This window comes from Campylobacter felis (assembly GCF_030250085.1).
GTDB classification, from domain to species: domain Bacteria; phylum Campylobacterota; class Campylobacteria; order Campylobacterales; family Campylobacteraceae; genus Campylobacter_D; species Campylobacter_D upsaliensis.
In genome coordinates this window covers 95,330-116,827 of record NZ_JANURX010000005.1, presented here as the reverse complement: position 1 = coordinate 116,827, position 21,498 = coordinate 95,330, and the positions used below count along the sequence as shown (strand labels likewise).

Below are 21,498 nucleotides of genomic sequence, written 5' to 3'. Positions count from 1 at the left end.
ACGATAAAGGAAATATAATGCAATACAGCATAGAAGTAAATCAAAATTTAGAGATTTTTGACATCAATAAGGTCGCTAAACAAGCAGCCGGCTCTGTTTTAATGCGAGTGTGTAAAAGTGTCGTTTTAGCAGCCGTAGCAAGAGAAGATAAGCAAGTAGAAGAAGACTTTTTGCCCTTGACCGTGCAATACATCGAAAAAGCTTACGCTGTGGGACGCATACCGGGAGGCTATATCAAAAGAGAAACTAAGCCCGGAGATAATGAAACCCTTACGGCAAGGATTATTGATAGGAGTTTAAGACCGCTTTTTCCTAAGGGTTATGCTTATCCTACGCAAATTGTAGTTATGGTTCTTTCAGCTGATGATGAGGTGGATTTACAGGTGATGAGCTTAAATGCGGCAAGCGTGGCTTTATATCTAAGCGGAATTCCTATGAAAGCACCTGTTTGTGGGGTGAGAATCGCTAGGATTAATGATGAGTTTGTATTAAATCCAAGCAATTCTAAACTTAAAGAAAGCACACTAGATCTTTATGTGGCTGGGGTTAAAGATGAGCTTTTGATGATAGAAATGAGAGCTTTGCCAAGTGAGAGTGAGGGTGAGGCTATGGTGGAAACTAGCTTTGCGGAGGCTTTAGCTGGAACTAGCATTTATGAGCAAGTGATGAATGAGTTAAGCGAAGATGAAATTTTACAGGCTTTAAGTGTGGCTAAAAAGGCGATACTAAATGGCTCAAATGCCTATGAAGAGGCATTTTCTAAACATAGAAAAAATGAAGAAATCACACTTAAAGCAGAGCTTGAAAATAGGGAGCTTTTTGAATTTATTAAGCAAAATTACACAAATGAAGTTAAATTCGCTATCAATCAAATGGCAAAAAGTGAAAGGGCAAGTGAGCTAGAAAAAATCGTTAAAGAACTTATGAAGCTTGAAAATATCATTGATAAATACAGCCAAGAAGATGTTTTTAACGCACTTTCTAAGGTCAAAAAAGAGCTTGTGAGAACGCAAATTTTAACAGAGAAAAAAAGAGCTGATGGGCGAAATTTAAATGAGGTAAGAGTCATAGAAATAGAAACAAACATTTTACCAAACGCACACGGCTCTTGTCTTTTTACACGCGGACAAACTCAAGCCTTAGTTGTGGCGACTTTGGGCGGGGAAAATGACGCGCAAATGGTGGATTTACTAAGTGAAAAAAATCCTATTAGCGAACGCTTTATGGTAAATTACAACTTTCCGGGCTTTTCTGTGGGCGAGGCAAGTCCTATCAAAGCACCGGGTAGAAGAGAGCTTGGACACGGAAATTTAGCTAAAAGAGCGCTTTATCCAAGTGTCGATGAAAATTATCCTTACGTGGTGCGTTTGGTAAGCGAAATTTTGGAAAGTAATGGCTCTAGCTCTATGGCGAGTGTGTGCGGTGGCTCACTAGCCTTAAGGGCGGCTGGAGTTCCTACCATCAAGCTTGTAGCGGGCGTGGCTATGGGACTTGTTTTAGAGGGTGATAATTACGCGGTTTTAACGGACATTATGGGACTTGAGGACCACGATGGGGATATGGATTTTAAAGTCGCTGGAAGCAAGGATGGCATTACCGCACTTCAAATGGATATTAAATTAGGTGGGATTGATGAGAAAATTCTTAAAAATGCCCTTTATCAAGCAAGAGAAGCGAGACTTCACATTTTGGATTTAATGGAAGAAGCTAACGCGCAAATTGTCGTTAATGAAGATGTTTTACCAAAATTAGAACTTTTTAGCGTTGAACCTAGTAAAATCGTCGATATTATAGGGCAAGCAGGTAAGACGATTAAAGAGATTATCGAAAAATTTGGCGTTTCGATTGATTTGGATAGAGAAAAGGGCGAGGTGAAAATCGCTGGAAATCAAAGTGAGCAAATCAAAGCGGCGAAAGATTATATCATCAGCATTACAAGTAAGGGAAAGAAATTTTCTAAAGATTTAGCGCATTTTAAAGTGGGTGAAGAATTTCTTGGGGCTGAAGTTAAAAAAATAGCCCCTTTTGGAGCTTTCATCGCTTTAAAAGACGGCGTTGATGGCTTACTCCATAGCTCTAAGATAAAAGAAAAGCTAAGTGAAAATGATAAGGTCAATGTTAAAATTAGTGAGATTAAAAACAGCAAAATTTCAGTGGATTTACTCTCTTAGAGAGTTTTCTAAGCCATTTCTTAAAATGTCTATTTTGCGGTTTAAATTTTCTATGAAAAAGCCTAGCCACTCTTTATAGGCATTGATATAATGAAGGTGAAATAGGCTTTCATCTTCTATCCTAGCTTTTAAAACTTCACAAATGAGCTCTCCTTTTTTATAAAATACAAAGCCTAATTTCCCGTCATTTAAAAATTCGTCCTCTTCTAATTTCCCGTCAAATTCATCAATCATCTTTTTGACTTTTTCTAAAAAACTAAGAGGGAGAGTTTTTTTACTTTCAAGTATGGTATTTAAAGCGTTTAAAAGCTCTTTTGCTCCCTCTAGCATACCTTGACTTTTTCTAAGATCTGCTTTGACTTTAGCGTTAAATTTGCTTAGGATTTTCTTTGCTTTATTTTGCGTAAGGGACTTTGTAAGGCTAAAATTTGGTTTTTTCGTATTTAAAATTTTTGCACTTTCTTTAAAGCTTAATTCTTGACAAAATTTGATGAAAGCCCCGCCTTCTGTTGAATTGATGAAAGTCGCTTTATCTTTATTTAAAAGAAAAAGCCTTTCTAAATCTTTTCTATAATAATCCCAAGTAATATGCGTTGTAACCTCACCCAAGCCTTTATAAGCCTTGACTTTAAAATACTTTATGTCTGCTTCTGTTTCATAATTTTCCCCAAAAGCATATCCTTTGGCGTGTGAATTTCCATTAAAGTCAAGGCTTAAATTCTGTCCTAGCATAATGATATTTTTAAAGCCAAGCTCTAAGGCTAGTGCGTAAGCAAAATGGCTCACATTGCCCCCAAGCTCGACAAAGCCAAAGTCCTTAAAAAAATTATATTGACAAACGCCGTCTTTCGTGCCTAGCACCACACTTAAATTTTTACCCTTAAGGCTTTCTAGGGTTTTTGGGTGAGTGGAGTAGCCGTTTATAAGGAGGCTTTTGGCTGGAATTTGATGTAAAAATGCCTTCGCCCAATCACTAATGTCTGTATTTAAAATATAATCAGGCTCTATGCCTTGCTCTAGGACTATGTTTAAAGCTCCGTCCGCACAAAAAAGCACGGCATTTTCTTGCACCTTTTTTAAAAGGGGAAGTTGTTTGCTAAGGCTTGGACCTGCTGAAATGACAATGGCATTTTCAAATTTGTTTTTTCTCTCCTCAATAAGCCTTGCTATGGGGATATTTTCAAGCATTAAAGGCACATTGGAAAGAAAATTTTCATAAACGCTAAATAAAATGTCCTTAGCCCACACGCCAAGTGTGCTTAAAGTCGTAAAAATAACGCTTTCGCAAAGTCTATGCACGGCTTTTGCTTTTTCCAAATAAAAGCGATGATAAAAGTTTCCGTTCATAAAAAGCTCAAAAAGGCTAAGGTATTGATAATAAGGCTTAGTCGAAAAAAGCATAGTGAGATAAAGCTCTAATTTTTCACTACTAGTATCGACAAAAATGACCCTACCTTGCCTAAAATCCTCACTAAAATCAAAGCGTGAAAAAGCCGAAATGAAAAAGTCTAAATTCTCTTCAAAGACGATAATAAGAGGGTATGAGGGAATAAGCCTTTTTAAAAGCTCACCATCTCCTATGCCAAAAAGGCAAATGAAAGGATAACGCAAACTTTGCGCTCGAATTTCATCAAAAAGCCGCTCTTTTTCACCTTCTTCATACGCAAGACCCCCCCCGTTTTTACTTAATTGGCTTTTTTCACCGCTTTGAAGGTAGGAGATAATTTTGTGGCTTAATTCGCTAAAAACACTAGAATTTATGGCGGATAAATTTTTTTCTAAAAACATCAGTAAGAAATCAAAAAGCCCGTAGAAATACGCTCTAAGCGTTTGTTATAGTCGATGAGACTATCGCCATAGCCGTTAAAATACTGCACATAATAATAAATGCCATTGTTAAACACATCATAGCCAATATCCACTTGCACAGCGCCTTTGTTACGCGAAAAATTGAGATTATTTCTTAGCATAGTATTGATGAAAAAATCATTGCCCAAATAGCCCAAATTCACATCAAAATTTCCCATATAATGCTCCATAGCAGGATTATCATCACTTCCGCCGTCTTCATTGATCCTATACCAAATTCTAGGAACAATTAAAAATCTTTTGTATAAAAAGGTCGTGGAGGCGTAAAGCCTGTTCCAAGAGCGAGACTGCTCGTGATCGTCATCTCTGCCATTGCTTTCGTGTAAAAATCCTAGCCTAAGATTATTAAAATAATCGTATCCGTCAAAATGGATAGGAAAATCAACAAAAAATTCAGGCTGATAGCTATTTTCTCTAAAAGGAGAAGAGTGTTTATAAAGCTGCCACCACGAAGTTTGCGTATAGCCTAGATAGTATTTTTCGTCAAGTCCTAGTAAATTTTCAAATAGGCGTTTTTTAATGCTGATTTGAAATTTGACTTCATTTTTAGAGCCGCTTAAGTCGTGATTAGTGTGTGAAAAGGGTAAAAAATAATTCATCTTATAAGAGTTAATGCCAAGTGGATTAAAGGAATTTTCATCTCCCAAATAATTTGCTAGAGCGATTTTAGAAAAATTATCCTTTTGGCGTTTTTGTTCTTTTGGGGCTTGAGTGCTTTTTGTCTCATTTAAAATTTCGGTGGAATTTGGTGTTTGATTTTTAAGAGCTAGTTTTTTATAAATTTGCATAGCTCTTTTGTAATCGCCCTTTTTTTCATACTCTAAAGCCTTACTTAAATCATCTGCAAAGCATAAGGAAAAAAGGCTGAAAATAAGAAAAATTTTTTTCATAAACATTCGCTTTGATATTTTAAAAATTCATCATAATAATTTAAATTTAAAAAGGCTTCTTCGCTTTCAAAGGGCACAAATTTGCTTGGAACTTTATCAAATAATAGCCCTATTTTTTGCTCATTTTTTTCAAGCATTTCTTTACATAAGGGGGCTAAAGATGAGTGGTAAAAGCCACATAGGCTATGTTTGTAAAGTTTGGTTTGTGGAATAATGATTTTATAATTTTGTTTTAAAAAGGGCGTTAATTTTTCTAATTCTTCCCCAGAAAAACGCACAAAATCCACGCCTAAAATAAATACAAATTCATCTTTAAAATGCCTTAAAATAGAATAAAGTGCAAGCATAGGGGAGTAAATTTGAAAGCTTTTATCATCTTTGATAAGATCTGCTTTAAAGTCGAATTTTTCATCTTTGCTGGAGAGATAGACCCTTTTAAAAAGTGGAGTGAGCTTTTCATAAGCGTTTTGAGCGAGGCTTTTTTGTCCTATTTGAAGTAGGCTTTTGTCCTGTCCCATACGAGAAGACCTACCTCCGCATAAAATCACCGCATTTAAAAGCGAACTCATCTTAATCCTTAATGAAAAATGGCGAATTCTAGCATAAATTTCCAAAATATCTTATAATTTGGTTATGAAATATACAGAATTAGTGCAAATTTGCGAATTTTTAAAGCAGTATCGAAGGCTTGATTTTATCAAAAGAATCGATGATAATGTTTTGTGTCTTAGTTTTGATAAAGAGCATTATATTTTTGATTTAAATAAGAGTGAAAGCGGAATTTACACGGCAAATGTAAAAATGAAAAGCTACAATGCGCCCTTTGATTTTGCTCTTAAAAAATATTTTAGCAATGCCTTGATTAAAGAATTGAAAGTGCTTGAAAATAACCGCATTTTATGTTTAAAAGTGGAGCTTAACAAAGCTTATAAAAGCTATGAAAGTGTGATTTATTTTGAATTTACAGGTAAAAATACAAATGTGATTATTACAGATAGTAAAGGCTTAATTTTAGAGGCTTTAAGGCATATTGATAAAAGTTATCGTCAAGTAAAGCCTAATTTAATGCTTTTAGAGCTAAAGCCTTTTAAAATGGATACAAATTTTATTAAAATTGACGATTTTAAGGCATATTTTGAAGAGAAATTTCACGCTTTATATTCCAAAAAATTTTTGCAAATTCAAGGAGCAAAATTAATTTTTTTGCAGGGTAAAATTGAAAAATTAAAGAATTATTTAAACACCTTAGAAAGTGAAGAAGATTTATTTTTAAAGGCGATGAAGCTCAGTCAAAAAGCGGATATTTTATTTGCAAATTTGAGTTTTTTAAAAGAATATGAAAGGAAATTTACGCTTTTAGATTTTGAGGGAAAAGAAGTGAAATTTGTGCTTGAAGATAGTCCTAAAATGAGTGCAAATCTTTATTATAAATTGGCAAAAAAGCTTAAGCAAAAGGCTAAAAATATCTGCTTGCAAAGAGAAAATTTAGAGGAAAAATTAGAATTTTTATCTGCTTTAAAAAATTTAGTTCAAAATTGTCAAAGTCTATTTGAGCTTGAAATTTTACTCCCTAAAAAAAGCAAAAAAGAGCTTACAAAAAAAGATGAAAATGAGCTAGGAATTGCGAGTTTTTATTATAAAGAATTTAAAATTTGTGTAGGTAAAAATGAAAAGGGTAATATTTATTTACTTAAAAATACTAAAAAAAACGATATGTGGTTACATATCAAAGATGTGCCAAGCTCACATACTTTCATTATACACAATAAACAAAATATTAGCCAAGAGGTGCTAGAATTTGCCGCAAAACTTTGCGTAAGTTTTTCTAAGCTAAATCCCGGGAGCGTTTTGGTCGATTATACAACAAGGAATTTTGTCAAAATAAGAGAAAGGGCTTTTGTTAATTATACAAATTATAAAACCCTTAGCGTTTTAAAGGAGTGAAAATGCCAGTAAGTCCCATAGGAAATATGAATTACATCAATCAAAATATGGCTTATCCGGCGACTCAAATGAGTAATGAGCTTGCCAAAGAGGGCTTTGCTGCAAATTTGAATTTAAGCGAATTTAGCGAAAAAGAAAAAACAATAGAAAAATTAGAAAAAGTCGCTAAAAGCCACGAGGTCGATGAGGAGATTAAAGAAAAAGCTGACGAGGAAGAGAAAAAGAAAAAACGCGAAGAAAATGAAGAAGAGGACGAGGAAAACGGCGAAGAGCAGGATTTGGAGGAAGCGGAGGAGAGTGGGGATTTAGAAAAATTAGATGAGGAAGAAGCATTGTTTAAAAACGCGCAAAAAATCCCTCACATTGATATTAGTATTTAAAAGGAAAATCTATGTTTGATATGACGAGGATAATATCTGGCTTTGTGATGATAGTAGCGGTTATCATCATCGCTTTGATTGATGTTTTTTGGATTAATTTTGTAGTGTTTGGACTTTTGCTTTATTTTGCTTTTGATGAGGCAAAAAAGCTTTTTAATGTGCCTAATGCCTCTTTTATCCCTCCCTTTTTAGCCTTTTTACTAGGAAGCTATTATGAAAAAGCCTTGTTTTTTGGGCTTTTGCTTGTGATTTTGGTGGTGGGGTATTTATCTTATAAAAAGGCGGAAAATTTAAGATTAAGCTTGATTTATCTTTATCCTACTTTGCCTATTTTAGCTCTTTGGCAGGTGTATTTAGATGAGGGTATGATTACGCTTTTTTTGCTCATTTTGCTTGTTGTATTGTGTGATAGCGGGGCGTATTTTATCGGTAAAATGCTAGGTAAAACACCTTTTTCACAAACTAGCCCTAATAAAACCTTAGAGGGCGTTATAGGCGGTGTGCTTTGTGCTGTTGTGGGTGGGGGACTAGTAGGCATTATTATGGGGGGATTTTGGTTGTGGATTGTAATTAGTTTTTTTGTGGCTGTTTTAGCTGTGGTGGGGGATTTGATGGAAAGCTATTTTAAAAGGATAGCTGGTGTCAAAGATAGCGGAGATTTAATCCCCGGACACGGAGGCATTTTAGATAGAATTGATGCTGTTATCATCGCTGCTTTTGCTATGGTTGTGTTTTTATGATAGTTTTTGGAAGCACAGGGAGTATAGGGGTCAATGCCCTTAAACTTGCTGTTTTGAAAAATCTACGCATTAGTGCTTTAGCGTGTGGTAGCAATATTAAGCTTTTAAATCAACAAATCGAGCGTTTTAAGCCCGAATTTGTTTGCATTAAAGAGGCAAAAGATAGGCATTTAGTTAAACATAAAAATGTTTTTGTAGGTCAAGAGGGACTTGAGAGAATTTTAGAACTTAGCGATGATTCACTCTTGCTTAATGCTATTGTCGGTTTTGCAGGGCTTAAAAGCACACTAAAAGCCCATAAACTTCATAAAAAAATCGCCCTAGCAAATAAAGAAAGCCTAGTCGTTGCTGGCGAATTTTTAAAGGGAGCAAATCTTATCCCTGTGGATAGCGAACATTCCGCTTTAAATGCTTTGCTTAAAGAGAGGCAAAATATTAAAAAGCTTTATATTTGTGCAAGTGGAGGGGCATTTTTTAAATTAAAAACAAAGGATTTAAAAAGCGTCAAGCCAAGTGATGCTCTAAAGCACCCTAACTGGTCTATGGGTGCGAAAATCACCATAGATAGTGCCACTATGGCAAATAAACTTTTTGAAATTATCGAGGCTTATCATCTTTTTAACATTAGAGAAATTGACGCTTTTATCGAGCCTAAATCTTTACTTCACGCTCTTTGTGAATTTCAAAATGGTGCTACAAGTGCCTATTTTTCTAAGCCTGATATGAAATTGGCAATCGCTGAAGCCATTTTTGATACGCACGAGCTTGAAATTTTACCTCCGCTTGATTTTGTTAAACTTTCTAGTTTAAAATTTCATAAAATTAATCTTAAAAAATATCCACTTTTTGCTCTTAAAAATGCCCTTTTGAAAAATCCAAATTTAGGGGTCATCATCAATGCGGCAAATGAAGTAATGGTTGAGAAATTTTTAAAACAAAAATGTAAATTTTTAGACATTTCAAAGGGTGTTTTTAAGACTTTGGAGCATTTTGGAGAGCCTAAAATAACGAAGCTTGAGGAAATTTTTGAATATGATAGAAAGGTAAGGGAATATTGTGAAAATTTTAGCTTTATTGTTTAGTTTTGTTGTGAGTATTTTTGCTCTTGATTTTAGCGTAGGAGAAAATGGCACGAGTAGCGAAAATAATAATACTATTTTAATTTTTGGTGGTATGCAAGGCGATGAGCCGGGCGGCTTTCACGCAGCGAGTTTGCTGCTTAGTGATTATAATATCACTAAGGGTAAGATTATCGTAGCACCCAATTTGGCTTTTGAGAGCATTATTAAGCGAAGTAGGGGAGTAAGTGGAGACTTAAACCGCAAATTTGCAGAGATTAATCCTAAAGACCCAGATTTTGAGACAGTGCAAAGGATAAAAAGCCTTATTTTAAAGCCTGAAGTGAGTATGGTAATTAATCTTCACGATGGCTGGGGTTTTTACCGCCCTACTTATGAAAATGCACTTAAAAATCCTAAGCGTTGGGGAAATTCTAGCGTCATCGATACAAAAGAAATTAATGCTACTGCTTATAATAATTTAGAAAATATAGCACTTCAAACGGTTGAGAGCGTTAATGCTTCTTTGGCTGATCCTAAACATAAATATTTCCTTAAAAATACCAAAACAGAAGAACTAAACGATACGGAAATGCTTAAAGCCTTGACTTATTTTGTCATTTCTAATCAAAAAGCCGCTTTTGCAAATGAGGCAAGTAAGAATTTGCCCGTGCATTTAAGAGCTTATTATCATCTTTTAGCGGTGGAAAATTATCTTAAAACAGCTGGACTTGAGTGGGAAAGAAGCTTTGAGCTAAGTCCTGAGGGTGTATATGGAGCGATTAATAGGGAGATTGAAGTTAAGCTTTTTGATGATAAAATTTTGCTTTATCTTAAAAATCCTAGAAAAAGTATGAATTATATCCCCTTTCCTGTCAATAAGGAGCTAAATTATCAAACAAGCAATGAGCTAACCGCCGTTGTAGCGGAGAATAATCATTTCTTTATCCAGTATGGTAATCGCTTTCAAAGTCGAATTTACCCAGAATATTTAGAATTTAGCGATGCCTTTGAGGAGGTTGATTTTATCATCGATGGTAATGAGACTTCCGTGCCTTTTGCAACTAAAGTTAAAGTTAAAAAAGAATTTATGATCCCAAAAATTCAAAATGTGCGTGTGAATATTATAGGATTTGATCACTCAAAAGATGAAAGCAATATTATCATAACAAAAGATAAGATGAAAGCTCAATACGCCTTAGATGATGCAGGTAAAATTTATAGAGTGGAATTTTATGAATTAAGAGGAGCAAATTTACAACAGCTCCTTGAATATCAAAAAGGCACTAAGGTCATTAAAAATGCTAAAATGCCGGATATTAGCATATTTAAAGAAGCAGCGAGAAAAGATAAATTTTTAGGCTCTGTGCTTGTGGAATTTCAATGAAAAATTGCATTTTAGCGATAGAAAGCTCGTGTGATGATAGCTCCATAGCTATCATTAATAAGAATAATTTTAATTGCCTTTTTTATAAAAAAATTTCACAAGAGAACGCACACGCAAATTATGGCGGAGTCGTGCCTGAACTTGCTGCTAGACTTCATAGTGAGGCTTTGCCTAAAATTTTGGAGCAGTGTAAGGACTATTTTAGCAAACTTTGTGCCATAGCCGTTACAAATGAGCCCGGTCTTAGCGTGAGTTTGGTAGGAGGTATAGCTATGGCTAAAAGTTTGGCTTTAACGCTTGATTTACCACTCATCGCCGTCAATCATCTCAAGGGGCATATTTACTCTCTTTTTTTGAAACAAAAAGAAGAGTATGATATGGGAATTTTATTAGTTAGTGGTGGGCATAGTATGGTTTTAAAAGTCGATGAAAAAGGCTTTTTAGAAATCTTAGCAAAAAGTAATGATGATAGCTTTGGCGAGAGTTTTGACAAGGTGGCTAAGATGATGAATTTAGGCTATCCGGGAGGACTTATTATAGAAAATTTAGCAAAAAAAGCAAAGATAAAAAAGCTCCATTTCTCTGTGCCTATGCTTCGCTCAAAAGAGCTTAACTTTTCTTTTTCAGGGCTTAAAAATCAAACAAGACTTGAGCTTACAAAACACCAACATTTAGATGAGGGCATTAAAAGCGAGATAGCTTATGCTTTTGAAGAGGCGGCTTGCTCACACATTATCAATAGATGTAAAAAAATTTTTGCCATCCATTCATTTAAGAAGTTTGGGGTTGTCGGCGGTGCGAGTGCAAATTTAAATTTAAGAAAGCGTCTAGAAAAACTTTGTGCGGAGTTTGATTGTGAGCTTAAACTTGCCCCACTTGAATTTTGTGCCGATAATGCCTTAATGATAGCAAGAGCGGCGGTTAGTGCGTATGAAAGAAATGAATTTGTAAAGATACAAGAGGATATTTTAAGCCCTAAAAATAAGCATTTAGAAAGACTTTAGGAGAAGATGATGAAAAAGGCTTTTACGATTTTAGAACTTGTTTTTGTAATTATCATACTTGGAATTTTAGCAGCTATTGCCCTGCCAAAACTTAGCTCAAGTAAAGATGAGGCTGAGATTAGCAAGGCTTTGAATAATCTTAGAACTTTTATCAATGATGTAAGTATTTATGCTCTTAAAAATGACAAACTTGCAAATACTAAACTTCTTAGCAATGTTAGCGGCGTGGAGGAGGTGGATTTGTCTAGAAATTTGAGTGATGTGGCGTTTAAGGTGGGTGAGGATGAAAGGTGCGTGGAATTTGTCTTCGTGCAAGGAGCTAGTTTTGTTTTAATGGGGCTTTCGACTAATGATAATGTCAAAAATGCCATTAAAGCGGTAGCAAATGGAGCCGATGAGAGCGTTTTGGGTAATGCTGATTTTACAAGCCCCTCTCAAAATAAAGCTTGTGTGGCTTTAAGCAAAAGTGAAAATTTTAAGGCTTTGGCAAATAAAACTTATTTATTACTAGGCACGAGATGATAGTTTTTAAAAGCATTGAAATAGACTCTACTGATGATATAGAGCTTAATATCAAAAGAAAATCTAAGCTGGAATTTAAGCTAAGTTATGATGATGAAAAGGAGATTGAGGCGATTTTAGTGTTGATACAAGGCACGGGAGATGATGCAAATAATGCTTATTTGAAATTCATTATGGAAAATTTAGCCAAAAAGCATAATGCTGCTATCATTAGTCCAAATTATTTTGGAATTCATAACCGCCCTCAAACAGGTGCAAAGCCCTATTTTGACGAGCTTGATAAAAAGATTATGTATGATCTTTGTGAAAGTCTTAATATCGCTTTAGATGAGGAAATTTTTAGCTCAAATCCCCCTGAAAAAATTTTAGAAAAGCTTAATATCCATATAGCCTATAAAAAGTCAAAAGGTGATTTAAAGCAAGATTATGCGGCGATTATACATTGTAGTTTAGACCCTTTAAATGGTGAGTATCAAAACTGGGGCATTATGCCTGCTATGGATATTATTAATGCCATTTTACACCTTAAGAAAAATCCGCCCTTTAAGACAGGGGGGGGGGGAGAGAGTTTGCGTGTCGTGGTATCTGGGGGTTCTTATGGGGGCTATTTGGCGTTAATGTGTGCTAAAATCGCGCCTTGGCTCATTGATGGAGTGATTGATAATTCAGGCTCTGGGCTATTTTCGTGGAGAATGATAGGCTTTGGCAAGGAGCTTGATTTTAAAACATATTGTGGTTGCGGTGCTAGGATAGGCGATGTGCATTTTTTATTGAGCGATAAGACTTTTTGGACTCTTGATGCGCATTCTCTTTATTTTTTCTCACAATCAAGAAGTGATATAAGATATATCCTTAATCCTACGCACCTAGAAGCTTTGGCTAAATTTAATCATATTATCTTTGTAAGCTATCATTCTAAAAATGATACTTTTTTAGCCCCTTATACCGAAAAAGTCGAGCTTTTTGAGCTTTTAAAAAAGCTTAAATTTGACGCACATTTGCATTTGATACAAGATGAAAGTGAGGTTGATGGTAAATTTGTTAAAAATTTAGACCACGGATTAGGAATTCCTTTTAAAGCCTTGATTAATAAAGAATTCCCGCCGCTTTTAGAAAAAATCAAAAAGCAAAAGAAAAAGCCTTGCAAAAAAAGCATTAGCTATACTTGCTATGATTTAATTTATCATTTTAGCGAGCAAAATCACAAAATGAAGCTAGAGATCGAGCATTATGATAGATAAAAGTTTTTTTATTGATTCTTGTGATGATGTGGAGCTTGGCATTAAAAGAAACTCAAAGCTAGAATACCGCATTAGCTACGATGAGAGTAAGCCCATAAGAGCGATTTTTGTGATAGTAGGAGGCTTTGGCTCTAGTGTGGATACTAGGATGCTTGATTTTACAAGGCGTCAATTTGCCTCGCGTTTTGGCGTTTTGGCGATGAATGTTTTTTATCACGGCTTTTGTTGTCGTGTTTCAAAAGAGACTACTTATAGTGCTGAGTATAGCATAGAAAAAGAAGATGTTGAAAATATCAAAAAAACACTTGCAAAATTAAATTTACCTTATCACTCAAATTTGCCACATAATGCTTATTATTTTTTGCTTGAAGATATGATGAAAAAGCAAAAAGAGGCTGGAATTTACGCGCAAAATGCTCTTTTAAAAGGACTTAGCTATACCATTTTACCGCCAAATGAGGAATATCAAAATTATCTTTTAATGCCAGCACTTGACCATATTAACGCCCTTAAGCATTTATTTAAAACTCTCGGGGGGGGGGGGGGTAACTTACCTATCATTTATGCGGGTGGGTGTTATGGCTCACAAATTGCTTATTTAATCGCTAAAATCGCTCCGCACTATACGCAGGGCGTGATTGATGTCGCTTGTGCTGTTTTGCCAAGAGAGCAAATGTTTATGCGAACGGCGGAGGGGGAGTTTTATTTTTACACCGAGCATTTAGAAATTTCTTGTCATACAAAAAGTTTTTGGACGAAGAATAATTTTACAAAAGCAGCCTTTGATATAAGAAATCTTTTAAATTATAAACACCTAGAAATTCAAAAAGCTTATGATAAAAATTGCATTTTTGTGAGCTATCACTCTAACAAAGATGAATTTAAAACAGCAAAAGATAAGGAGAAATTATATCAAACTTACGCAAATTTGGGTTTTGATGCGACCTTGCATTTAATCAAAAATGAAAGTGAGATAGATGGAAAAATGATAAGAAATTTAAGTCACGCAGGAATTTCAAATGAAAGGGTGTTTAAAAAAGAATTGCCGCTCATTTTAGACAAGCTTGAGGGAAAAAGCTTTCAAAGAGAGCCGAGAATTTTAAGCTATCCAAGCGATGAAGCGGTGTATCATTTTGAGGATATAGGGGACAAATACGAGCTTAAAATCACTCCTTCTTAAGCCTCCAGCCCACATAAGCACAGAGTAAAGATAACGCAAAAAGTGCATTAAGTTCCAAATTGACAAAGCCTATAAAGCTTAAAGAGGTTGCGCTATATAAAAAGCCTCCCATAGCACTATACATACAAATCATACTCAAAGAGCCATTTTCAGCCATTTTTTTACAAGGACAAAAATGGTAGAATTTTTCATTGTTAGTTTGGGTTTTTTTTTGAAATTTCAAGCCTAAAAGCCCAAAAATAATCAAAAAGGCAAAATAATAAATCAGTAAAATATCCATTAAAAATACCTTAACCAAGTCGGCAAATGCTCTTGCTCATCTTTAAGAAAGGTATGCTCTCCGTGTCCCGGTAAAAGCTTATAATTTTCTTTATAATTTAAAATTTTTTCTAAACTTTGTTTCATTAAAGTGGCATCAGAGTAGGGGAAATCCCACCTCCCTATACTTCTATAAAATAAAAAATCCCCACTAAACATCACGCCCTCTCCAACAATTTCTATCATACAACAGCCCGGCGTATGACCGGGAAGAAAGTGAAATTTAAAAATGCTATCAAAAAGCTCTAGTGGCTCTTCACTTTCAATCAAGACATCGGCTTTATGCTTTTCAAAGCCTTGATTAAAGGGGTCTTCTAAAAAAAAGGCATCGTTTTTATGGATATAAAGAGGGACATTAAATTCTTTTTTTACTGCCGCATTATCCCAAATGTGGTCAAAATGTCCGTGTGTATTTAGTATGGCTAAGGGATTTTTCGTATGTTTTTTCACAAATTCCAAAGCTCCAACTCCAGGATCGATGATAAATTCTCCTCTTTGTGTGCTTAAAATGTAACAATTTGTCTCATAAGCCCCACAAGCTTGTTTATAAATTTGCATTTTTATCCTTTTTTTATTTAAAATTATAGCCTTTTTTCTTTATAAATTTAAATTTGAGTGCGTAAATTTGTTACTTTTTGTTACTTTATGACTAACTTTTGTTTATTATCGGTTGTTTTTTAGCCTTTTTTGCTATCATAAAAATATTTTAAGTTTGAAAGGAGAGCTATGAATTCCTTGACTACAAAAATTTTATGGCTTTTTGTAGCAGCTTTGGGTGCTGTTTGTTTTGGCTACTTAGCCTTGCAAAATGGAGAAAGTGTTTCAGCGATTTATTTGGTCGTTGCTGCGGTGTGTATCTATATGATAGGATATAGATTTTATGGGCGTTTTGTGGCGTATAAGGTTTTAGAGCTTGATAAGTCTCGTGCGACCCCTGCTATTACGCAAAATGACGGACGCGACTTTGTCCCTACAAATAAAGTTGTTCTTTTTGGACATCATTTTGCCGCTATTGCGGGTGCGGGTCCTTTGGTAGGTCCTATTTTGGCGGCTCAAATGGGCTATTTGCCTTCAATGCTTTGGATTTTAGTTGGCGGCGTTTTAGCGGGCGCTGTGCATGATTTTGTCGTGCTTTTTATCTCCACAAGGCGCAATGGCCGCTCCTTGGGCGAGATGATCAAAGACGAGATGGGGAATTTCACAGGCGGCGTGGCTATGATAGCGATTTTTGGCATCATGCTCATCATCATCGCTATTTTGGCTATGGTTGTGGTGAAGGCTTTAGCGGAGTCTCCTTGGGGGCTTTTTACCATTGCGATGACGATTCCTATTGCGATTTTTATGGGAATTTATATGAGATTTTTGCGCCCTGGTAGAGTAGGAGAGGCTTCTATTATAGGTTTTGTGCTTTTAATCCTTGCGATTCATTATGGTAGCGTGATTACAGCCGATGCTTACTGGAAAGAATTTTTCACCCTTGACGCACCGACTTTAGCTATTGTGATGATGATTTATGGTTTTGTGGCGGCTGTTTTGCCCGTGTGGTTTTTACTCGCTCCTAGGGATTATCTTTCTACCTTTTTAAAAATTGGCGTTATAGTTGTGATGGCTGTGGCTATTGTGATTGTGGCTCCTGATTTGCAAATGCCTAAGGCAAATCCGCAGTATTTTGACGGCACGGGACCCGTTTTTGCAGGAGCGATCTATCCTTTCTTGTTCATCACCATAGCCTGCGGGGCGATCAGTGGCTTCCACGCCCTCATATCCAGTGGCACGACTCCTAAAATGCTAGAAAACGAAACACACGCTCTAGCCGTTGGCTATGGCTCTATGCTTATGGAAAGTGCCGTGGCTATTATGGCTTTGATTTGTGCTTGTATTTTGCATCCGGGAATTTATTTTGCTATTAATTCTTCAAGTGCTTTAATAGGCACGGATTTAGCTGGTGTTGCGGCGACTATTTCTAGCTGGGGTTTTAGTGTAAGTCCTGAAGAGATTATGAATCTTACAAAAAGCATAGGCGAAGAGACCATACTTTCAAGAACGGGTGGTGCGCCGACTTTTGCCATTGGTGTGGCTTTGATTTTGCATGAGTTATTTAGCGGTGTGGATTTAATGGCGTTTTGGTATCACTTTGCCATTTTATTTGAAGCTTTGTTTATTTTAACGGCAGTTGATGCTGGCACTAGGGCGTGTCGTTTTATGGTGCAAGATATTTTGGGTAATGTTTATAAGCCTTTGGGAAATATCCATAGCATTCCAGCGGGGATTTTGGCTACAGCTTTGAGTGTGGCTGGGTGGGGTTATTTTCTTTATCAAGGGGCGATTGATCCTAAGGGCGGAATTTACACGCTTTGGCCTTTATTTGGCGTGAGCAATCAAATGTTAGCAGGTATGGCTTTGCTTTTAGTAACGGCGATTTTAGTCAAAATGGGTAAGGCAAAATATGCCTGGGTAACGCTCGTCCCCTCCACCTTTGTCCTTATAGCAACACTTTACGGGGGTATTCAAAAAATTCTACCCTACGAAGAGGGAAATAGGGTGCGTAATGCGGTGAGCCATGTGGCGGCTGTGCGCATTCAGAGTGAAAAAATCAAAACCCTAGAAGCAAATTTAGCCAGTGCCGATGAAGCACAAAGGGCTAAAATACAAAAAGATATTTCAGTCGCTACGCAGGCTAAATTTGCTAATGCCTTGGATGCGGTTTTGTGCGTGTTTTTTATGCTGACGACTTTATTTGTTATCATTTCTTGTGCGGGAATTGCTTTAGGTAGAATTAAAATTCCACTTAAAGAGAGTGCTTATGTTAAGATGGATGAAGTGCCTTGTTTGAGAAAATAAAAAATTTTTACGAAAAAGCCGAGAGGTTTTTTCACCCCTTAGTGGGACTTTCAAGTTATGACAAATACTTAGAGCATATGCGAAAAAATCACCCCGATAAAGTCCCCAAAAGTCGTGGGGAGTTTTTTAAAGAATGCCTTGAAAAAAAGTATAATCAAGGCGGCTTAAATAAATGCTGATAAAATTTAGAGCAAAGGTTTTGCTAGACAATCACTCAGCTAAAAAGCCGTGAATTTTTTTTAGCTCACTACTGATAGGCTTTTTTTTGCCCCCCTTATCCACACTCACATAGCTTACCAGAGCTGAGGTTACGCGTATGCAGGAGGCACAGCCTAGCTCATCGATCCTTTGGACGACAACTTCAACTCGGACATTGATGGAGGTGTTGCCTACGTTGAGAATTTTCGCATAGCAAGAAAGTATATCGCCCACAAAAACAGGCTGCTTGAAAACGACCTTGTCCATTGAGATGGTTACGACTCTTTCTGGCGCGAGTTCTCTTGCGGCGATGGCTCCAGCAAGGTCAATTTGCGACAAGATCCAGCCGCCAAAAATATTGCCCGCAGGATTAGTATCGCTTGGCATGGCGACTATTTTAAGCTTTGGCTCTCCCATATCTTTCATATGATTACTCCTTGTTTTAAAAAGAAAATTATAATTAAAAAAGTTAATAGGCTTAGGAGAATTAAATGAATGATTTTAAAGAAATCGCAAAACTTGCCAAAAAGCGTAGAGATAAAATCAATGGACTTTATCATTTTTTAGAAAGCGAAGAAAAAAACGAATTTTTGGAGGGACTTTTAAAAAGTAGCGGTTTAGAATATGAAAAAAGTGCTTTGCTAGCTATTTTGCGGCGTTTGGTTGATTTAAAAGAGGAAAATTTGGTAAAAGAATTGGAAAAAAGAGGAGTCAAAGAAGAGAAAATTACAAAGATTAAACACGCTCTTTATGAAGAGGTGAGAAAATTTTATGAGCGAGAACATAAAGAATTCATAGAAGAAGTAAAGGAAAAAAGGCTTTTAAATGATTTTTATCAAGCCTTAGTTGAAGGCGTTCATAGTGTGGGACTTGTGATAAATGACTTTGAAATTGTTTGGACTAAAGAAATTATAGAAAAAAATAATAAAATGCTAAAATCAAGCTTTTCAAATTTAGAAGATGCGCTTGAGTTTTTGCGTAAAAATAAACTTTATCAAGTGGATAATTTTGGTGAAATTTGCGAAAGAAGTTATGGGGTTATTGTTAAAATAGGCTCTTTGTGGCGTTTTGTTCCTTATGCTAGATTTTTTGAAAATGAAATTTTACGCTTAGAATTTGCTTTTGAAAGTATGATTGAAAAATTGCGAGTTTTCGCACAAAATGAAGAAGAATTTGCTTATATAGAGTATTTTGAAAAGCTTAAAAATGCCTTTTGTGAGAAGGAAGATGAGAGAGTTATTGCCGCGTGGCAGGAGGCTGAATTTGCTTGGATGAGGGTTAAATCGCCTTTGCAAGTAGGACATCCGCTTGAGTATTATGAGGATCAATACACGCACGCAGTGGCGTTAGAGTGGGATATTAGACTAAGTGATGCTAGCGAATTCAATGGACAAGAATTTGCACAAAATATTAAGAAAACTTTTTTAAGAATATATGAAAATATTGGCATTGAGGATGAAAATTTAAGAAAAGAAGTGTGCGAAAATATAGACAAAACTCAGCTTTATATTTGTCTGCCGATGATTTATTATGGAGCGGAGTTAAAGGGGCTTTTTTCAGCACAAGTTGTGCCAAACGATGAATTTGTCAGCTCAAAAGCAGGTAAAAAAATCTTTGCTTTTTTAAATTTTGTGTATGAAAATAGCAAAACAAAGCCCTTTATGAAAATGGCAAGTGAAATTTTCGATAAGGAATTTTTAACTTATGGGCGTGATATTTTATTTTATAATGAAAAGCTTTGGAAAAGAATTTATGAAATTTCAACCATAGGACACGAATACGGACATATCTTTTTTATCGCAAAAGATAGTGAAAAATTGATGAATCAAAGTGGATTTTTCAAAAATATCGAGGAATACAAGGCTACTTGTGGTGGGCTTGTGAATTTTTTCTATCATGAGGAAGAAGAGCTTAAAATGCCTGTTTTTCACGAACTCATTAAAAGAGCTGTGGGGCTAATAGCGTGGCAAAAGGTTGAAGAAGTTAAGGCTTATTATACGGAGGGATTGATTCATCTTTGTTTATTGTTTCAAAGCGGAGTTTTGGAATTTAAGCAAGAAAATTTAAAGATAGACTTTAGCACTCAAGCTTACGAAGCATTTAAAAAGCTTTGTTTGCAAACTTACCATGCCTTAGCCAAGCATTATGCACTTAGACTTGATGCTAAAGAATTTTTAGATATTTTTTGTGTTTTAGAAAATGAGGTTTTTTTACCTAAACATAGTGAATGTAGGGAATTTGTGAAATTTTATTATGCTCTTTATGAAAAAATCGGCAATGAGCTTGATGAAAGTGGAGAATTTGAGCGCTACACTAGGAAAAATGATGAAAAAATGAAGAAAAAAGCCTAAAAATAGCCTTTTTTCTTGCTATTTTGTTTAAAGTGTGCTAGAATTAGGCGTTTTAAATCAATTTAAAAGGAGTCTTAAATGACTAAGGCAGATTTCATTTCACAGGTTGCTCAAAATGCTGGGCTTACAAAAAAAGATGCAGGTGCTGCGACAGATGCGGTAATCTCTACTATCACTGAAGTTTTAGCTAAGGGCGATAGCATTAGTTTTATTGGTTTTGGAACATTTTCAACCACTGAAAGAGCTGCTAGAGAGGCTAGAGTACCAAGCACAGGTAAGACAATTAAAGTTCCTGCGACTAGAGTTGCTAAATTTAAGGTAGGTAAAAATCTTAAAGAAGCAGTTGCTGCTAAAGCTGGAAAAAAGAAAAAATAATTATAAGGCTGAATTTTCAGCCTTAGCTCACTCAAATTTCATTTTTTATCTTCTAAAAATTCATTTAAAGCTTTTGAAAGTTCCTTTTGACTTAGATCATTTATAGAACCTTTAAAATGTCCCTTTTCATCAAATAGGTAAAGCTCGTTACTGTGAGCTATGGAATATTGCATAAAAGAGTCTTTAAGGTCAATCTCTTCATACAAAACTCCATAGTTTTTTGTTAGTTTTTTTAAACTTTTTTCATCTTTAGCGATGAGAGCGGTGGAATTTGGGTAAAAATATTTAAGCCACTCTTCAAGTTTGGCAGGGTCTTTATCTCTTTTAATATCAAGACTGATAAAAAGAAGATGAGGTTTATTTTTCATTTTATCTAAAGCTAAGGCAAGTAAAGAAAGTGTGCCCGGACAAATGTCCGAACAAAAAGTATAACCAAAATATATAATCAATTTTTCACCTCTAAAATCTTTCAAGCTTGTGTGATGTGAGAAGCTTGAGCGTAAGGAAAAATCATAATTTTGACTAGGATAAAAAAAATAACCAAAGCCCAAAATAAAGCAAAAAACTAAAATAAAAATAATTTTTTTCATCGTCTTAACTCAAAATCAAAATGAAAGCCCAAAGGCTTATCGTCTTTAAAAAATTGCGCTCTATAACGCATAGTGTCAAGCGTGCAAGCACTTAAAAGAATTTTGGCTTCGTAGTGTGAATTTTTGTAAATAAGACGCGGTTTTATTTCTCCCATAAACATATTTAAACCATAAATTTTAAGGCTTAAATTTTTATAAAAATCTAAATTTTCTATCTTTAAATGAAGCTCTTGCATAGCTTGTAGAGGTTTTGGATTTAAAAAAATACGAATTTTTTTATTATTAAAATTAAAAATACAATCTTCAATATTTAAATCGCAAGTCAAAGGAGCGTTAGCATCGGTCAATTTTTTATCTTTATCAAAATCAAATTTAAGGTAAAGATAAGAACCTAGCAAAATAAACGCAAAGCCAAAAATAAAAAAAAATTTTTTCAAAA

Annotated in this window: 22 protein-coding genes; 14 read left to right on the top strand and 8 right to left on the bottom strand. The window is 35.3% G+C overall.

Going from position 1 to position 21,498, the window contains the following annotated elements:
* Positions 1–17: 17 nt before the first annotated feature.
* The gene (locus NYG92_RS04410) at positions 18–2,171 is read left to right on the top strand and encodes a polyribonucleotide nucleotidyltransferase (RefSeq protein ID WP_289233640.1); all 2,154 of its coding nucleotides are present in this window, start codon (positions 18–20) and stop codon (positions 2,169–2,171) included.
* Here the strand turns inward: NYG92_RS04410 and NYG92_RS04405 are convergent.
* Genes NYG92_RS04405 through NYG92_RS04395 form a run of 3 tightly spaced genes read right to left on the bottom strand, consistent with a single transcriptional unit; the run spans position 2,160 to position 5,499 of the window.
* The gene (locus NYG92_RS04405; RefSeq protein WP_289233639.1) at positions 2,160–3,959 is read right to left on the bottom strand and encodes a motility associated factor glycosyltransferase family protein; all 1,800 of its coding nucleotides are present in this window, start codon (positions 3,957–3,959) and stop codon (positions 2,160–2,162) included. The genes NYG92_RS04410 and NYG92_RS04405 overlap by 12 nt on opposite strands.
* Entirely contained in the window at positions 3,959–4,930 is a 972-nt protein-coding gene (locus NYG92_RS04400) for a phospholipase A (protein ID WP_289233638.1), read from the bottom strand. Before NYG92_RS04400 ends, NYG92_RS04405 begins: the two co-directional genes overlap by 1 nt.
* Positions 4,927–5,499, bottom strand: a complete 573-nt coding sequence (locus tag NYG92_RS04395) for a molybdenum cofactor guanylyltransferase (protein WP_270976776.1) — start codon at positions 5,497–5,499, stop codon at positions 4,927–4,929. The genes NYG92_RS04400 and NYG92_RS04395 overlap by 4 nt, the downstream gene beginning before the upstream one ends.
* Positions 5,500–5,563: 64 nt before the next feature.
* Here NYG92_RS04395 and NYG92_RS04390 point away from each other — a divergent pair, with 64 nt between their 5' ends.
* Genes NYG92_RS04390 through NYG92_RS04350 form a run of 9 tightly spaced genes read left to right on the top strand, consistent with a single transcriptional unit; the run spans position 5,564 to position 14,386 of the window.
* Positions 5,564–6,874, top strand: coding sequence for an NFACT family protein (locus NYG92_RS04390; RefSeq protein ID WP_289233637.1), 1,311 nt, complete (start codon positions 5,564–5,566; stop codon positions 6,872–6,874).
* Between the two features lie 2 nt (positions 6,875–6,876).
* Positions 6,877–7,254, top strand: coding sequence for a hypothetical protein (locus NYG92_RS04385; RefSeq protein WP_027303802.1), 378 nt, complete (start codon positions 6,877–6,879; stop codon positions 7,252–7,254).
* An 11-nt stretch (positions 7,255–7,265) separates the two neighbouring features.
* Complete coding sequence (locus NYG92_RS04380) at positions 7,266–7,994, top strand: phosphatidate cytidylyltransferase (RefSeq protein ID WP_289233636.1); 729 nt, start codon at positions 7,266–7,268, stop codon at positions 7,992–7,994.
* Positions 7,991–9,076: a 1-deoxy-D-xylulose-5-phosphate reductoisomerase gene (gene dxr / locus NYG92_RS04375; protein ID WP_027303800.1), complete on the top strand. Its 1,086-nt coding sequence runs from the start codon at positions 7,991–7,993 to the stop codon at positions 9,074–9,076. The genes NYG92_RS04380 and dxr overlap by 4 nt, the downstream gene beginning before the upstream one ends.
* On the top strand, positions 9,051–10,439 hold the full coding sequence (gene pgp1, locus NYG92_RS04370; protein ID WP_270966098.1) for a peptidoglycan D,L-carboxypeptidase Pgp1: 1,389 nt from the start codon (positions 9,051–9,053) through the stop codon (positions 10,437–10,439). Before dxr ends, pgp1 begins: the two co-directional genes overlap by 26 nt.
* Positions 10,436–11,443 carry a tRNA (adenosine(37)-N6)-threonylcarbamoyltransferase complex transferase subunit TsaD gene (tsaD, locus tag NYG92_RS04365; RefSeq protein ID WP_289233635.1) on the top strand — a complete coding sequence of 336 codons (1,008 nt, stop codon included), beginning with the start codon at positions 10,436–10,438 and terminating at the stop codon, positions 11,441–11,443. Before pgp1 ends, tsaD begins: the two co-directional genes overlap by 4 nt.
* A 9-nt stretch (positions 11,444–11,452) precedes the next feature.
* Complete coding sequence (locus NYG92_RS04360) at positions 11,453–11,965, top strand: prepilin-type N-terminal cleavage/methylation domain-containing protein (RefSeq protein ID WP_027303797.1); 513 nt, start codon at positions 11,453–11,455, stop codon at positions 11,963–11,965.
* The gene (locus NYG92_RS04355) at positions 11,962–13,206 is read left to right on the top strand and encodes a DUF2920 family protein (RefSeq protein ID WP_289233634.1); all 1,245 of its coding nucleotides are present in this window, start codon (positions 11,962–11,964) and stop codon (positions 13,204–13,206) included. Before NYG92_RS04360 ends, NYG92_RS04355 begins: the two co-directional genes overlap by 4 nt.
* Complete coding sequence (locus NYG92_RS04350) at positions 13,196–14,386, top strand: DUF2920 family protein (protein WP_289233633.1); 1,191 nt, start codon at positions 13,196–13,198, stop codon at positions 14,384–14,386. Before NYG92_RS04355 ends, NYG92_RS04350 begins: the two co-directional genes overlap by 11 nt.
* On the opposite strand, the gene NYG92_RS04345 is transcribed toward NYG92_RS04350, so the two are convergent.
* Together NYG92_RS04345 and NYG92_RS04340 are read right to left on the bottom strand one after the other, a co-directional pair.
* Entirely contained in the window at positions 14,373–14,666 is a 294-nt protein-coding gene (locus NYG92_RS04345) for a hypothetical protein (RefSeq protein ID WP_270976766.1), read from the bottom strand. The two genes, NYG92_RS04350 and NYG92_RS04345, sit on opposite strands and share 14 nt — an antisense overlap.
* On the bottom strand, positions 14,666–15,262 hold the full coding sequence (locus NYG92_RS04340; RefSeq protein ID WP_027303793.1) for an MBL fold metallo-hydrolase: 597 nt from the start codon (positions 15,260–15,262) through the stop codon (positions 14,666–14,668). The genes NYG92_RS04345 and NYG92_RS04340 overlap by 1 nt, the downstream gene beginning before the upstream one ends.
* 168 nt (positions 15,263–15,430) lie before the next feature.
* Between NYG92_RS04340 and NYG92_RS04335 the strand changes: the two genes are divergently transcribed.
* The gene (locus NYG92_RS04335; protein ID WP_289233632.1) at positions 15,431–17,545 is read left to right on the top strand and encodes a carbon starvation CstA family protein; all 2,115 of its coding nucleotides are present in this window, start codon (positions 15,431–15,433) and stop codon (positions 17,543–17,545) included.
* Positions 17,530–17,724, top strand: a complete 195-nt coding sequence (kcuS, locus tag NYG92_RS04330) for a KCU-star family selenoprotein (RefSeq protein WP_289233631.1) — start codon at positions 17,530–17,532, stop codon at positions 17,722–17,724. The genes NYG92_RS04335 and kcuS overlap by 16 nt, the downstream gene beginning before the upstream one ends.
* A gap of 31 nt (positions 17,725–17,755) precedes the next feature.
* Here the strand turns inward: kcuS and NYG92_RS04325 are convergent, their stop codons facing one another.
* Positions 17,756–18,169, bottom strand: coding sequence for an acyl-CoA thioesterase (locus tag NYG92_RS04325; RefSeq protein ID WP_289233630.1), 414 nt, complete (start codon positions 18,167–18,169; stop codon positions 17,756–17,758).
* 65 nt (positions 18,170–18,234) lie between these two features.
* On the opposite strand from NYG92_RS04325, the gene ciaB reads away from it, so the two are divergent.
* Positions 18,235–20,094, top strand: coding sequence for an invasion protein CiaB (gene ciaB, locus NYG92_RS04320; protein WP_289233629.1), 1,860 nt, complete (start codon positions 18,235–18,237; stop codon positions 20,092–20,094).
* Positions 20,095–20,172: 78 nt separating this feature from the next.
* Positions 20,173–20,469: an HU family DNA-binding protein gene (locus tag NYG92_RS04315; RefSeq protein WP_027303789.1), complete on the top strand. Its 297-nt coding sequence runs from the start codon at positions 20,173–20,175 to the stop codon at positions 20,467–20,469.
* 38 nt (positions 20,470–20,507) lie between these two features.
* Here NYG92_RS04315 and NYG92_RS04310 read toward each other — a convergent pair whose 3' ends face one another.
* On the bottom strand, positions 20,508–21,059 hold the full coding sequence (locus NYG92_RS04310; protein WP_289233628.1) for an SCO family protein: 552 nt from the start codon (positions 21,057–21,059) through the stop codon (positions 20,508–20,510).
* A complete protein-coding gene (locus tag NYG92_RS04305) occupies positions 21,056–21,496 on the bottom strand; it encodes a hypothetical protein (RefSeq protein WP_270976758.1) in 441 nt (146 codons plus the stop codon). Before NYG92_RS04305 ends, NYG92_RS04310 begins: the two co-directional genes overlap by 4 nt.
* Between the last annotated feature and the right edge of the window lie 2 nt (positions 21,497–21,498).